The 13,849-nt window shown below is 65.1% G+C and carries 11 protein-coding genes; 6 read left to right on the top strand and 5 right to left on the bottom strand.

Annotation, left to right across the window (positions count from 1 at the left end; all coding sequences use genetic code 11):
• Positions 1-217 precede the first annotated feature (217 nt).
• The 4 genes from gspC (at position 218) to gspF (ending at position 6,007) form a co-directional block, all read left to right on the top strand.
• The gene (gene gspC / locus BUB09_RS02290) at positions 218-1,117 is read left to right on the top strand and encodes a type II secretion system protein GspC (RefSeq protein WP_072893500.1); all 900 of its coding nucleotides are present in this window, start codon (positions 218-220) and stop codon (positions 1,115-1,117) included.
• 107 nt (positions 1,118-1,224) lie between these two features.
• Positions 1,225-3,285, top strand: a complete 2,061-nt coding sequence (gspD, locus tag BUB09_RS02295; RefSeq protein WP_072893503.1) for a type II secretion system secretin GspD — start codon at positions 1,225-1,227, stop codon at positions 3,283-3,285.
• A gap of 6 nt (positions 3,286-3,291) precedes the next feature.
• Positions 3,292-4,779 (top strand): type II secretion system ATPase GspE, encoded by a 1,488-nt coding sequence (gene gspE, locus BUB09_RS02300; protein ID WP_072893505.1) that lies wholly within the window; start codon positions 3,292-3,294, stop codon positions 4,777-4,779.
• A gap of 10 nt (positions 4,780-4,789) precedes the next feature.
• Positions 4,790-6,007 (top strand): type II secretion system inner membrane protein GspF, encoded by a 1,218-nt coding sequence (gene gspF / locus BUB09_RS02305; RefSeq protein ID WP_072893507.1) that lies wholly within the window; start codon positions 4,790-4,792, stop codon positions 6,005-6,007.
• A gap of 28 nt (positions 6,008-6,035) precedes the next feature.
• Here gspF and plsX read toward each other — a convergent pair whose 3' ends face one another.
• The 3 genes from plsX to BUB09_RS02320 are packed head-to-tail and all read right to left on the bottom strand — an operon-like array spanning position 6,036 to position 7,840.
• The gene (plsX, locus tag BUB09_RS02310) at positions 6,036-7,061 is read right to left on the bottom strand and encodes a phosphate acyltransferase PlsX (protein WP_072893510.1); all 1,026 of its coding nucleotides are present in this window, start codon (positions 7,059-7,061) and stop codon (positions 6,036-6,038) included.
• Between the two features lie 42 nt (positions 7,062-7,103).
• The gene (rpmF, locus tag BUB09_RS02315) at positions 7,104-7,298 is read right to left on the bottom strand and encodes a 50S ribosomal protein L32 (protein ID WP_072893513.1); all 195 of its coding nucleotides are present in this window, start codon (positions 7,296-7,298) and stop codon (positions 7,104-7,106) included.
• Between the two features lie 2 nt (positions 7,299-7,300).
• Positions 7,301-7,840 (bottom strand): YceD family protein, encoded by a 540-nt coding sequence (locus tag BUB09_RS02320; RefSeq protein ID WP_072893515.1) that lies wholly within the window; start codon positions 7,838-7,840, stop codon positions 7,301-7,303.
• Between the two features lie 65 nt (positions 7,841-7,905).
• Between BUB09_RS02320 and BUB09_RS02325 the strand changes: the two genes are divergently transcribed.
• On the top strand, positions 7,906-8,529 hold the full coding sequence (locus BUB09_RS02325) for a Maf family protein (RefSeq protein ID WP_072893519.1): 624 nt from the start codon (positions 7,906-7,908) through the stop codon (positions 8,527-8,529).
• Positions 8,530-8,654: 125 nt separating this feature from the next.
• Here BUB09_RS02325 and BUB09_RS02330 read toward each other — a convergent pair whose 3' ends face one another.
• Entirely contained in the window at positions 8,655-9,332 is a 678-nt protein-coding gene (locus BUB09_RS02330; protein ID WP_072893522.1) for an HAD family hydrolase, read from the bottom strand.
• Positions 9,333-9,336: 4 nt separating this feature from the next.
• Positions 9,337-10,290, bottom strand: coding sequence for an RluA family pseudouridine synthase (locus BUB09_RS02335; protein WP_072893525.1), 954 nt, complete (start codon positions 10,288-10,290; stop codon positions 9,337-9,339).
• Between the two features lie 320 nt (positions 10,291-10,610).
• Here BUB09_RS02335 and BUB09_RS02340 point away from each other — a divergent pair, with 320 nt between their 5' ends.
• Complete coding sequence (locus BUB09_RS02340; RefSeq protein ID WP_072893528.1) at positions 10,611-13,808, top strand: Rne/Rng family ribonuclease; 3,198 nt, start codon at positions 10,611-10,613, stop codon at positions 13,806-13,808.
• Positions 13,809-13,849: the final 41 nt, after the last annotated feature.

A 13,849-nucleotide genomic window follows, 5' to 3' on the forward strand; every position in this document is an offset into this window, starting at 1 on the left:
GCAGCAACTGGACTCAAGCCATCTGGGATGATTGTGGCCCCGACCTCGCCTGATTCAATAGATCGCGTTCCAATACCTGCGACACCGTGTCCAGAGCCGGCTGGAAACAAACCTGGGACATATCGTTGAACGACCGCAACAACAGAGCAACACAGCGGCACATTTGTTCCGGCAAGTGGCGCTGTTGTCGGTAACAAACAGCAGGTTATGATGTCCTATGACGTCTTTGGCCGAACAACTCCCCCGCCGGCTCGCGCTGGCTTACGAACGCCACGGTCGACTGGCGCCCGCACTGGCAAAAGTGCTGTTGGCACTGTGGTTGGCGCAGCTGCTGGCTCGCACAATGTGGTTGCTGGTGCCGACGCCACCGGCAGCTGCCTGGAAACCGGCGCCACCGGCCGTCGGATCTGCCAATAGTCCGACAGCCGACAAAGGCCCGAACGCCGAATTGGTGGCATCGGCGCATCTGTTCGGGGACTACCAGGCCCCGGCCAATCAAGAACTCGACCAGATGGGCAAAGCGCCCGACACCCGCTTGAGCCTGACGCTACTGGGCATCTTGGCGGCCGATGGCGACAAGCAGTCGCGTGCTTTGATTGGCACCCAGGACGGTGCCGAGAAGCCCTATTCGGTCGGTGACGACGTGGTACGGGGTGTGAATCTGCAAGCGATCTTTGCCGACCGGGTGATCCTGGCCCGCGATGGCCAGCTCGAAACCCTACGGCTCGACAAGGACAAGGCGGGCGCACCACTTCCCGCCGGGGCCTCGGTCGGCGCGGCTCCGGCCGTCAACACCTCCGAAACGGCGCAAATGCTGACCAGCATCCGCGACAAGCTGCTGACGGATCCGAGCAAAGCATCAGATTACATCCGCATCCAGCCCGCCAACATCGACGGACAGCAACGTGGTTACCGCATCTATCCGGGGCGCGACCGCTCGGTGTTCAATGGCGCTGGGCTGCGGCCGGGCGACTTGGTGACGTCGATCAATGGCGTCGGACTCGATGATCCGGCCCGGGCGCTGCAGATGCTGGGCGAGCTCAGCTCGGCAAATTCGCTGACGGTCATGGTCGAACGCGGCGGTACGCCCCAGGCGATCACCGTCAATCTGAATTGACCGGTCGGAGCAGACCGACAACACTGCGCCCAAGGCGCCCGCACTGCGGCACTAGATCCTTACCCATTTTGCACAACGACTCGCTCTCGGGGCTTGGCAACACACTCATGACGCCTTTGATCCATGCGCGGCGCCTTCGCGCCGCGATGCTGTTCCTGCTCGGCTCGCTGGGCGCAACCCTGCCCGCTTGGGCGCAGGTCACGCTCAATCTGAAAGACGCGGACATCAGCACGCTGATCGCGACGGTGAGCGAGGTCACCGGCAAGAACTTCATCGTCGACCCGCGCGTGAAGGGCAAGGTCACCGTGGTGTCGTCCAGCCCGATGGATGCCTCGGGCGTCTACGAAACCTTTCTGGCAGTGCTGCAGGTACAGGGCTTTGCGGCGATTCCGGCTGGCGATTCGATCAAGATCGTTCCGGAAACCAACGCCCGGCAGGACGGTGGCGGCTTCAACTCCGGCGGCGCCGGACTGGCCATCGACGAGGTCGTCACCCACGTCTACAACATCGAGAATGTATCGGCGGCACAGCTGGTTCCGATCCTGCGCCCGTTGGTCCCGCAGTGGGGTCACCTCGCCGCCTACGCGCCGTCGAACATGCTGATCATCTCCGACCGCGCCGCCAACGTCGTCCGCCTCGAAAAGCTGATCCGCCAGATCGACCAATCCAGCGATCGCGAGATCGAGATCGTCAAGCTGAAGAATGCCGGTGCAGCCGAGGTGGTGCGCACGCTGACCGCACTGACCGCAGGCGACAAGTCGCAGGACCCGAGTGTCAAGCCGGCCATCGTGCTGGCCGACGAGCGATCCAACAGCGTGTTGGTCGGCGGCGACAAGACCGACCGACAGAAGATGCTCGACATCATCCGCCAGCTCGATATCGAGGTGGGTGAAGGCGGGGCGACCCAGGTTGTTTACTTGAACTACGGCAGCGCCGAAAACCTGGCGCCGATCCTGGAGGGCTATGCCCAACAGGTCAGTCAGGACGGCAAGACCGGCGCAGCCCCGGCCGCGGCGCCCGCCGGCGGCAGCAGCGCCACCGGGGCGCGCGTATTGGCCGACAAGGAAACCAATGCGCTGATCATCACGGCGCCTCCCAAGACGATGCGGCTGATCCGCGACGTCGTCGCCCAGCTCGACGTGCGTCGCTCGCAGGTCATCGTCGACGGCATCATCGCCGAAGTCAGCGCCGACAAGACCAGCCAGCTGGGCATCGATTGGGCCGTCTACAACGGCAATCGCATCGCCGCCGCCGGCATCCTGAATTCGGCGACGTTGACGGCGATCGCCGGCGCCACCCAGGCCAGCAGCACGGCCGAAGCAGCGGCCGGCCTGGTCAGTCAGGGCTTGAACATTGGCGGCGGCGCGATCAGCAGCGGCGGCACGACCTTCGCGCTGCTGCTCAAGGCGCTCAAGGGCGACGGCAATACGAATGTGCTGTCGCAGCCATCGCTGACCACGCTCGACAACCAGGAAGCCGAGTTTTCGGTGGGCCAGGAAGTCCCGTTCCTGACCGGCTCGTTCAGCAATGCCGGCGCCAACACCAACAACGGTCTGGTCAATCCGTTCCAGACCATCGAGCGCAAGGATGTGGGCCTGACGCTCGGCATCACGCCGCAGATCAACCAGGGCAATACGATCAAGCTCAAGCTGAAGCTTGAGATTTCCAGCCTGGCTGCCAACGCCACCTCGGCGGTCGACCTGGTGACCAACAAGCGCACGCTTAGCAACACGGTCACCGTCGAGGACGGCCAGATCCTGGTGCTCGGCGGCCTGATCGACGATTCGCTGAACGACAGCCGCACCGGCGTACCGTTCATCAGCGACATTCCGCTGCTCGGCTCGCTGTTCAAATTCCGCTCGGTGCAGCGGACCAAGCGCAATCTGATGGTCTTCATCCGTCCGGCCATTGTTCGCACCCAGGGCGAGGGCGACTACTACACCCGGCGCAAGTACGAATCAGCACGCGAAGCGCAGCTGACCGGAACCGCAGGCTCGATCCCGCTGATCGGCGGCACTCGCCCGGTGATGCCCGGCTTCGACGCCGCCTCACGTGATCGCCTACCGGCGAGCCCGGCGCCCGGTGCATTGCCCGGTGGCGCGCCAGCAGCGCAGCCCGACAACGTGCCGACGCCGACGCAGCCCATCCCGTTGCTGCCGCAGCCCTGATCGCCGATGGAACCGATGCTGCGTCGGCCGCCGTTCGCGTTCGCCAAGCGCCATGGCCTGATCGTCACCGAGGACCTTGGCGATCACGTGGTCATTGCCGCGCGCCCTGGTGCGCAAGTTGATGCGCTGCAGGAAACACGACGCTTCGTCGGTCGACCGGTGCGGCTGCGTAACGTCACGGTCGCGGAGTTCGATGCGCTGCTGTCGCGCACCTACGAGGGCCAGACCGCGGCCACCGCCAGCTTGATGGACGGCCTGAACGACGAGGAAGACACCGACCTCAACGCCATCGCCCACCAGCTGCAGGAAAACCAGGACCTGCTGGAATCCAGCGACGACGCGCCGGTGATCAAGTTCATCAACGGCCTGCTGGTGGAGGCGATCAAGGAAAACGCCTCCGACATCCACGTCGAAACCTTTGAAAACCGGCTGACGGTCCGGTTCCGCGTGGACGGCGTGCTGCGCGAGATCATGTCGCCACCGCGTGCGCTGGCACCGCGGCTGGTGTCGCGCATCAAGGTGATGGCCAAGCTCGACATCGCCGAAAAGCGACTGCCGCAGGACGGACGCATCAGCCGCGCATTCGGCGGCCGCAAAGTCGACGTCCGCGTGTCGACGATCCCGACCGGCGTCAACGCCGAGCGTGTCGTGATGCGTATCCTCGACAAGCAGGCCGACCGGCTCGATCTCGAACAGCTCGGCATCGATGCCGGACAGATCGAGATGCTACGCCGGATCATCTTCAAGCCCTACGGCATCATGCTGGTCACCGGCCCGACCGGCTCGGGCAAAACCACGACGCTGTATTCGGCGTTGAGCGTACTCAACGACCGCAGCCGCAACATCATGACGGTCGAAGACCCGATCGAGTACTACATCGACGGCGTCGGCCAAACGCAGGTCAACAGCAAGGTCGAGATGACCTTTGCCCGCGGCTTGCGCGCGATCCTGCGCCAAGACCCCGACGTGGTGATGATCGGCGAAATCCGCGACCTCGAAACGGCCGAGATTGCCGTGCAAGCCTCGCAGACCGGTCACTTGGTGTTGTCGACGCTGCATACCAACACGGCCGTCGGCGCGGTGACGCGACTGCGCGATATGGGCGTGGAGCCCTACCAGCTCAGCTCGTCGCTGGTCGGTCTGATGGCGCAGCGACTGGTCCGTACCTTGTGCAAGCACTGCAAGGAGCCTTACGAAGCGAGCGTGACCGAGAAGGAGCAGCTCGAAGTCGACGTCAGCGAGCCGCTGACGCTGTATCGCCCGGTCGGCTGCCCGCTGTGCCGTCACATGGGCTTTCTCGGACGCAGCGGCATCCACGAAATCATCGAAATGGATCGCAAGCTGGAAAGCATGATCCACGACAACTGCAGCGAGCAGCAGCTCGAGGACTACGCGCGCACACGTGGCCCAGGCATCCTGCAGTCGGGCCGGCAGAAAGTCATCGCGGGCTACACCACGCTGCGCGAAGTTCTGCGTGTGACGGTCGAGGAATAAGGCGCCGGCGATGCCAGCCTACGAATACAGCGCACTCAACGCCAAAGGTCGCCAGGAACGCGGCCTGATCGAAGGCGACAGCCCGCGCCAGGCGCGGCAGATGTTGCGCGACCGTGGCCTGAGCGTGCTGGCCGTCGAAGCGGTATCCGACAAGGCGGCGGCGCAGCAGTCGTCGGTATTCAACAATCGCGGCAGCATCAGCAGCACGGAGCTGTCGCTGTTCACCCGGCAGTTGGCGACGCTGGTGCGCTCCGGCCTGCCGCTGGACGAGGCGCTCGCGGCCGTGTCGCAGCAGAGCGAATCCAAGCGGGTCAAACGCATCGCACTGGGCGTGCGCAGCGGCGTGCTCGAGGGCAATACGCTGGCACTGGCCCTGAACCAGTTCCCGAATGCATTCCCGCCGCTGTTCCGGGCCACCGTCGAAGCCGGCGAACAGTCCGGAAAGCTCGACAACATCCTCGAACGCCTCGCCGAATATGTCGAACGACGGCAGGTGATGCGTCAGAAAGTCATGCTGGCGGCGGTGTATCCGGCGATCCTGACGATCGTCGCAATCAGCGTCGTTGTGTTGCTGCTGACCTACGTCGTCCCGCAGGTGGTCGGCGTCTATGCCGACATCAAGCAGGAGCTTCCCGGTCTGACCAAGGGCCTGATCGCGATCAGTAACCTGCTGCGTGACTACGGCGTGTTCATGCTGGCGGGACTGGGAATCGGCGGCGTCGTATTCACCCGGCTGATGCAAGGCGTTGCCTTCCGCCGCGACATGCATCGGCGACAGTTGCAGTTGCCGCTGATCGGACGACTGACGCGCGGTGCCAATACCGGGCGCTTCACCCGCACGCTCGGCATCCTGTTCGGCAGCGGCGTGCCGATTCTGGAAGCGATGCGCATCGGCACGCAGGTGGTCACCAACCTACCCATGCGGGAAGCCATCGAAGCCGCAGCTCGCAAGGTACGCGAGGGCGCCAGCCTCAATCGCTCGCTGGCCGAGAGCAAGCTGTTCCCACCGATCACGGTGCATCTGATCGCCAGCGGCGAATCGTCCGGCAAACTTGACGAGATGCTCGACCGCGCGGCGGAGAATCAGGAGCGCGAAGTCGAGACGCTGGTAGCCGCGACGATGGGCATCTTCGAGCCGGTATTGATTCTCGCCATGGGCGGCATCGTGCTGGTGATCGTGCTGGCGATTCTGCTGCCGATCTTCGATTTGAACCAACTGGTCAAGTAAGGCGTCGGCAGCACCGACGCAGCGAGCCTCAACCCGCAGCTTTCAGACCTGCCGCCGACAGCAGTTTGCTGATCCGCGTCGGCACGTCTTTTTCGACTTCCTTGAGCGCCACTTCCAGCGCGTGGCCGAACGACATCGCATCGGCGCTGCCGTGCGACTTGATCACGATACCCTGCAAGCCGACGAAGCTGGCGCCGTTGTAGCGCCGCGGATCGATGCGCCGCGACAGCGCCTTCAGCGCCGGCATCGCGGCAGCAGCGCCCGCCTTGGTGAAGATGTTGCGCTCGAACTCTTCGCGCATGAACTGGCGGATCAGCTTGGCGACACCCTCGCCGGTTTTCAGCGCAACGTTGCCAGTGAATCCGTCGCAGACGACGACATCAATGTCGGAAAAAAATACGCCGTCGCCTTCGACGAAACCAACATAGTTCAGCGTGGATTGCTGCAACGTCGCCGCAGCCTCGCGGATCGTGTCATTGCCTTTGATCTCTTCGGAACCGATGTTCAGCAGCGCGACGCGCGGCCGCTCGGTCCCGTTGATCGCCGTCACCAGCGCCGACCCCATGATCGCGAACTGGACGAGTTGCTCGGAGGTGCACTCGGCGTTGGCACCCAAGTCGAGCATATGCACCGGCCGCAGCACAGCCGGCAGCGTCGACACGATCGCGGGACGGTCGATCCCCGGCAGCGTCTTGAGCACGAACCGGGCCGTGGCCATCAGCGCGCCGGTATTGCCGGCTGACACCGCGGCGTGGGCCCGCCCTTCCTTGACCAGATCGATGGCGACACGCATCGACGAGTCTTTCTTGTGCCGCAGCGCCTTGGACGGGGATTCGTCCATCGCCACGACTTCACTGCAGTGATGCAGCGTCAGCCGCTTGCCGGGCTGCCAGCGTGATTCGAGCAGCGCAGCGCGAATCCGCACCTGATCGCCGACCAGGATGATGTGCAGCTTCTTGTGTTGCTCCAGGCACGACAAAGCGGCGGGCACGGTCACTGATAGACCGTGATCGCCGCTCATGACGTCTACCGCCAGTACCACCGGCGCGGCCATCGCAGGAATCCGAACGATACGCCGTGTGCGCCGTTGCGAGGATTACTCCTCGGTGGTTTCCGGGCCGGCCTTGTCGATCACCTTGCGGCCACGGTAGTAACCGTCAGCCGTCACGTGGTGGCGCAGATGCGTCTCGCCCGAGGTCGGGTCGACCGACAGCGTCGGCTTGTCGAGCGCGTCATGCGAACGACGATGACCACGGTAGGAACGGGACTTCTTGGATTTTGCGACTGCCATGACTACTTCCTTCGGGGCTTTTCTTGGCCCAACAAAACGTTTGACTCGTTCTTCATCAACTGCGCGAACGGGTTGGGCCTATCGGCCTTGACCGCCGGCACCGGCTCAGGCTCCGGCGCATCCGCCGCAGCCTGCTCGCAGGCCTGACAGCGCGGCAACATCGGCAGCGCCAGCAGCACCTCGTCTTCGACGACTTCCACCAACGGCAGTCTGTCGTCCTCGACCTGATAAGGGTCGGCGTCCTGCAATACTTCCTGCGCCTCGGCGTCGCTGCGCACCAGCCGCAGGTCAACGTCCAGATTCAGCGGCCAGGCAAAAACCTGCTCACAGCGAATACAGGTCAGGCTCAAGCTGCCTTGCACCTGCCCGCGAAGCCAATTACCGACGCGGTCGCGGACCAAACCCAGCGACACATGAAGCGCCGGCGACGGTCCTGCCAGGTCGGGCGCAACCCGAGACAACTGCTGCGGGTCGACGTCGCCGACGTACTGCTCGCCTCGTGCCAGCGACTGACTCGCCTTGATGTACTGAGGAATCGACATGGCAGGCTTCTACAGGGCCGCGGATGATAGAGTTCGGGTCTCACAAAGTCAAAGCTTTCCTCACCATGGAATCGCCTCTCCCCAGGCCTGAAAACCCGGTCGTCATCAGCGTGTCCACGCCCCTGATTCTGGCGTCGACGTCGCGCTACCGCGCTGAATTGCTGAGCCGTCTACGGCTGCCGTTCGACACCGAAGCACCCGGCGTCGACGAGGTGGAAGAGCCCGGCGAATTGCCCGAAAGCCGCGCCCGGCGCCTGGCGCAGGCCAAGGCCCGGGCCGTTGCCGAACGCCGCCCTGGGCACTGGGTGCTCGGATCTGATCAAGTGGCGTTTTGCGATGACGAGATCCTGCACAAGCCCGGGCTTCCCGAAGCCAACGTCGAGCAACTGGCTCGACTCAGCGGCCGGGAAGCGCATTTCGCCACCGCCATCACGCTGACCACCGCCGGCGGGCTCGAACTGAGCAGTCTGGACATGACCGTGGTCCGATTCCGCACGTTCGACCTCGCCACGGCACAGCGCTACGTCGCTGCCGAACCGGCGCACGACTGCGCCGGCGGCTTCAAGATCGAAGGCCTCGGCATCAGCTTGTTCGAGTCGGTTGAAACTCGCGACCCGACCGCGCTGATCGGCTTGCCGCTGATTGCGCTGCGGCGACTGCTGGAGCAAGTCGGCCTGCCGGTGCCCTGAGCAGGCGCCTTCGCAGCCCTAACTTGGCCAAGGGCGGGCACTGCGGGCGAGATCGTGCAGTGCCTTGATGACAGCGCCCTAGAGGCGCCCTGTAAACAGGCGCCCTATATAAGGAGCAGCCCGACTCAGCCGGGTACCGTGCGTCCACCGTGGGCCAGCCAGACCGGCAGATGCGCCGCGTACTCCAGCACCACCTCGGCGCCGGCCTCGCGCAAGCGCTGGTCGTCGTGGACACCACAAACGACGCCGGCCATCGGCATGCCGATCGCAGCGGCCATATGGGCGTCGTACTCGGTGTCGCCGACCATCAAGGCACGCTGCGCCGGCACATCCAATTCCTCCAGCAGCTCACGCAGCATCAGCGGATCGGGCTTGGACGCGGTCTCGTCGGCGGTACGCGACGACACCAGCAGGTCGCGGACGTCCGTGTGGTGCGCGAGTGACCGGCGGAGCCCCGCGCGGGATTTGCCGGTCGCCACCGCCAGTCGATAGCCATCGGCATGCAGCCGCTGCAGCGCCTCGAGCGCACCGGCAAACAGCGGCGCCTCGGGCGGCAGCTTGCTGAGGTAAGCCTCGCGGTACTGCGCCAGCAAGGCCATCAAATCGCCTTGATGCAGCTCGGGAAACAGGCGGGTCAGCACGTCGTGCATGCCGAGCCCGATCAGGTCCCGGATCTCGTGATCGGTGCGCGGCGGCAGCTTCAGCGCGTCGATTGCGCTCTGCATCGACTGCACGATCTGGGCAGCGGAATCGGCCAGCGTGCCGTCCCAGTCGAAAATCAACAGATCAAAACGTCGGCTCATGCGGCTAGCGCCTCAGCGGCGGCAATTTGTCGAGGAAGTCGCGCAACTCGTCCGGCATCGCCGCCGACACGATCAGCTTGGGAAAGTCGGCGTCGGCCGCCAGCTGCAGGAAGTGCGAATGCAGAAACATTCGTTTGAGTCCGCGCTCGCGCAGCGGCTTGTGGACCTCGCGCTCGCCATACTTGCGGTCGCCAGCGACCGGATGGCCTAGCGCCAGCGAATGGACGCGGATCTGGTGCGTGCGGCCCGAGAAGATCTCGACCTCGCACAGCGTCGCGTCCTGATACCGGGCCTGAGGCGTAAACAGACTCTTCGACGGCTTGCCGTCTTCCTCGTCGAGCTCGACAAAGCCTTCGCCGCCGTCGGTCCGGGTCTTGATCAGCGCCGCATCGACTTCCCGCGCCTCCCCCTTCCAGCGGCCGACCAACAGGGCGAAATAGCGCTTGTCGGACAGCCCATGCTGGAACGCCTTCTGGGCCCGAAGCAGCGCCGTGCGGCTTTTGGCCAACAGCAGGACGCCACTGGTATCGCGATCGAGCCGATGACATAACTCGATGAATTCATAGGACTCCCAGGCGCGGATGGCCTCGATCACCCCATACGCCAAGCCGCTGCCGCCATGCGAGGCATAGCCGGCCGGCTTGTTCAGCGCCAGATAGTGCGCATCCTCGTGGACGATGCTGTCGCGCAGCCGCTGCAGCACTTCGTCGGGCGGACGGACCAGCTCGCCCTTTTCGGCGACGCGCACCGGCGGAATGCGGATCTCGTCGCCCTCTTCCAGCTTGCGCTCGGGCTTGGCGCGGCCGCCGTTGACGCGCACCTGCCCCGACCTCAGCAGCCGGTAGACATGCGACTTGGGGACCCCGGACAGCTGCTTGATCAGGAAATTGTCGATTCTTTGACCGCTGTCATGCGCGCCGGCACGGACATAGCGGACTTGCGGCTTGACTTGTGGCAAAATGTTGCAACTCCGTGCTTTATTGGCCGGAGCTTCTCGACCGGCGGCGGTATACCAACTGGACGCCAGCGAGACCTGAAGGATCGGGCCGCCGCGATGGCGAGCCGCAAGTCTAGCAGCGCCGCGACCGATCCGGCCGGACACGATTCATTGTCGTCACTCACGCCTGCTCTCATGGAAGGAAGATCCTCCGGCGTAGCAGATCCCAATGTCAGCAGCACCGCTCCCGCAACAGACGGGCACAAAGAACGCGCCGGAGAATCACGTGCGCCAGAAAAATACCCGACTCGCGGTCGAGCGCTTAATCCAAGACCGCCATAATGAAAAGAATCCTGATCAATGCCACTCAGCGCGAAGAATTGCGCGTGGCCATCGTCGACGGGCAAAAACTATTTGACCTCGACATCGAGCTCGCCAGCCGCGAGCAGAAAAAATCCAATATCTACAAGGGCAAGATCACTCGGGTAGAACCGAGCCTCGAAGCCTGCTTCGTTGATTACGGCGCCGAGCGCCACGGCTTCCTGCCGCTCAAGGAGATTGCCAAGAGCTACTTCAAGCAGCCGTCGGGCAACATCCGCGAGCTGCTGTCGGAAGGCCAGGAACTGATCGTCCAGGTCGAGAAGGAAGAGCGCGGCAACAAGGGCGCGGCGCTGACCACATTCGTCAGCCTCGCCGGACGTTACCTGGTGCTGATGCCGAACAACCCCAAGGCGGGCGGCGTGTCGCGCCGCGCCGAAGGCGAAGACCGCGAAGAAGCCAAGCAGGCGCTGGAACAGCTGAAGATGCCCGACACGATGGGCGTCATCGTACGATCCAATGGAGTTGGCCGCACGGCCGAAGAGCTGCAGTGGGACGCGGACTATCTGATCGAGATCTGGACCGCGATCGAGAAGGCGGCTGCCGAGCGCCACGGCGCGTTCCTGATCTACCAGGAAAACAACATCATCCTGCGCGCGCTGCGCGACTACCTGCGCCCCGACATCGGCGAAGTGGTGATCGACAACGCCGAGATCTACGAGCAGGCTCGTCAGCACATGGAACATGTGATGCCGCAGAACCTGCCGCGGCTGAAGCTGTATGCCGACGACGTGCCGCTGTTCTCGCGCTATCAGATCGAATCACAGATCGAGCTGGCGCATGAGCGCACCGTGCGCCTGCCATCGGGCGGGTCGATCGTCATTGACCACGGCGAAGCGCTGACCGCGATCGACATCAACTCGGCCAAAGCCACCGGCGGCGGCAGCATTGAAGACACCGCGCTGAATACGAACCTGGAAGCGGCCGACGAGATCGCCCGCCAGCTCCGTCTGCGCGACTTGGGCGGCTTGGTCGTGATCGATTTCATCGACATGAACAGCACCAAGAACCAGAAGGAAGTCGAGCGCCGGCTGGAAAAAGCCTGCGAGATCGACCGCGCCCGCATCCAGCTCGGTCGGCTGTCGCGTTTCGGCCTGATGGAAATGTCGCGTCAGCGTCTGCGGCCCAGCCTCGGCGAGCACACGCAGATCACCTGCCCGCGCTGCGAAGGCCGTGGCCAGATCCGCAGCGTGGAGTCGCTGTCGTTGTCGATCCTGCGCCTGATCGAAGAAGAAGCGATGAAGGACCGCACCGGCCGCGTTATCGCCCAGGTGCCGGTCGATGTCGGCACGTTCCTGCTCAACGAAAAGCGCGCGATCGTGCGCGAGATCGAAGCGCGTTGCCGCGTGTCAATCTCGCTGATCCCGAACGCGACGATGCACTCGCCGCACTACGAAATCCGTCGCGTCCGCGCCGATCATCTCCAACTCGAAGACAACGCGGCGCCCAGCCATCTGCTGGCGCGCAACCTCGACGCCAAGGCGCTCGAAGACAGCGCAATGCCGCGCCCGCCGGCGCGTCCGGTCGAAGCCGCCGTCAAGCAGATCGTGCCATCAGCGCCGGCGCCGATGCCGATCGCCGCCGCACCTGCGGCCGCGCCGGCTCCGGTGGCCGTCGCACAGCCGGTGTTCGTGCAGACCGAAAGTCTGTGGACGCGCATCCTGAAGCTGTTGGGCATCGGCCAGCCCAAAGCGGCACCCGTACAACCGAGCACGGCCACGCGCAGCCAGCAGCAGCCGCGCTCCGGCAGCAGCAGCCATTCGCAGCGGCGTGATGACGGCCGCCGCAGCGGTAGCAGCAGTGGCAGCAGCCGGTCGCCAGACGGCCGTCGCGACAGCAGCAACGGCAGCCGCGGCCAGGATTCGCAGCGCCGTGACGGCGGCAATGCCGGCACGCAGCAGGGCTCGCGCAGCAACAACCAGGGCAGCCAGACGCCGCGCACCTCGCAGCCGCAGACGCAGCAGCCGCGCCGTGACGATCGTGGCACTCGCCCGCCGCAGCAACAGCCTGCTCAGCAGCAGCGCCCGGCCGCGGTCGCGGCCGGCGACAGCGACGCTGCAGCCAGCGCAACGTCCGCCGCGCGCTCGCAGAACCCTCAGCAGAATGCGCCACGCACCGGCGCACCCGGTGAAGAAGAACGCAGCGGCCGGAGCCGTCGTGGTCGTCGCGGCCGCAACCGTGGCGAGCGGCGTCCGGCCGAGGAAGGCACCGAAGACGGCGTCAGCCGCAACGCGCTGCCGGCTGACCTGGCCGCCGCACTGACTCCGGCCGGGATCGCGGCCGTCACTGTGACGCTGTCGCGGGACGGTGACGCCGCTGCCGCGCCGACGGCCGGCGGAGCCCCGTCGTTCATCCGCGTCGACTCCGCTGATGCAGGCAATGCCGACGGAGCCAGCGCTTCAACGGAAGCGGCACCCGCGGCGGCTCAAGCCTTCGCACCCGACGCGGTCCGCTACTCACGAGTCGAGTCCCGCTTTCCGGTGATCGAGCCGATGATCGATGCTGCCGTCGAGCCTGTCGGCGAACCGGCAAGCGCAGCGGCGATCGATCCGGTCGATGTGCCGGCAGGCGATGCGGTACCGGAGTCCACGGCTGCCGAGTCGAATCAGGAAGCCGCGTTCGCTCCGCCGGTTCCGGTCGAGACCACGGTCGCGGCCGATCCGGTTCCGCTGGCGGACACCAGCGTCCAGGTCGAAGCACCGCATACCGTCGCGACGGTCGCGGCTGACGAGCCTGTCGCCGCAGCTCAGGAACTCGCCACCGAATCGCCCATCGCCGTTGCGCCCGCTGCTGAGCCTGTGGTCGAGACGACGCCGGTGGCGGCCGATACGGTCGTCGAGCCCGCCGCTCCGGCGCAGGTCGAAATGACGCTCGATGCGCCAACGGACGTTCGCCCGGCCGAGCCGCTGAGCGTGTCTGCGCTGGAGATGTCGTCGGAAGCCTTCCCCGCCGCTACGCCGCCGCCGGCTGAGGTCCAGCCCGAAGCCCGCGTCGCCGCCGTTGAGCCGGCGAGCGAGCCGGTCGTCGTGACCGTCTCGACCGATACGCCGGCCGCTAGCGCGACCGAGCACGACGCCAAGCCGGCGACGCCGCGCTTCATCCAGGTCGACGCGAGCCAGGACGCCGCCGAGCCGGTGCGCGAACCGAGCCGCGAAGGCTAGCCTGACGCCAGGCAGCAAAAAGCCCACCCCATCCGCTCGAT

This window comes from Hydrocarboniphaga daqingensis (assembly GCF_900129825.1).
Lineage (GTDB): Bacteria > Pseudomonadota > Gammaproteobacteria > Nevskiales > Nevskiaceae > Hydrocarboniphaga > Hydrocarboniphaga daqingensis.

Excerpts from the sequence above, each read along its gene's own strand:
- gspC (WP_072893500.1), top strand. The coding sequence starts at position 218 with ATGACGTCTTTGGCCGAACAACTCCCCCGCCGGCTCGCGCTGGCTTAC.
- gspD (WP_072893503.1), top strand. The coding sequence starts at position 1,225 with ATGACGCCTTTGATCCATGCGCGGCGCCTTCGCGCCGCGATGCTGTTC.
- gspE (WP_072893505.1), top strand. The coding sequence starts at position 3,292 with ATGGAACCGATGCTGCGTCGGCCGCCGTTCGCGTTCGCCAAGCGCCAT.
- gspF (WP_072893507.1), top strand. The coding sequence starts at position 4,790 with ATGCCAGCCTACGAATACAGCGCACTCAACGCCAAAGGTCGCCAGGAA.
- plsX (WP_072893510.1), bottom strand. The coding sequence starts at position 7,061 with ATGGCCGCGCCGGTGGTACTGGCGGTAGACGTCATGAGCGGCGATCAC.
- rpmF (WP_072893513.1), bottom strand. The coding sequence starts at position 7,298 with ATGGCAGTCGCAAAATCCAAGAAGTCCCGTTCCTACCGTGGTCATCGT.
- BUB09_RS02320 (WP_072893515.1), bottom strand. The coding sequence starts at position 7,840 with ATGTCGATTCCTCAGTACATCAAGGCGAGTCAGTCGCTGGCACGAGGC.
- BUB09_RS02325 (WP_072893519.1), top strand. The coding sequence starts at position 7,906 with ATGGAATCGCCTCTCCCCAGGCCTGAAAACCCGGTCGTCATCAGCGTG.
- BUB09_RS02330 (WP_072893522.1), bottom strand. The coding sequence starts at position 9,332 with ATGAGCCGACGTTTTGATCTGTTGATTTTCGACTGGGACGGCACGCTG.
- BUB09_RS02340 (WP_072893528.1), top strand. The coding sequence starts at position 10,611 with ATGAAAAGAATCCTGATCAATGCCACTCAGCGCGAAGAATTGCGCGTG.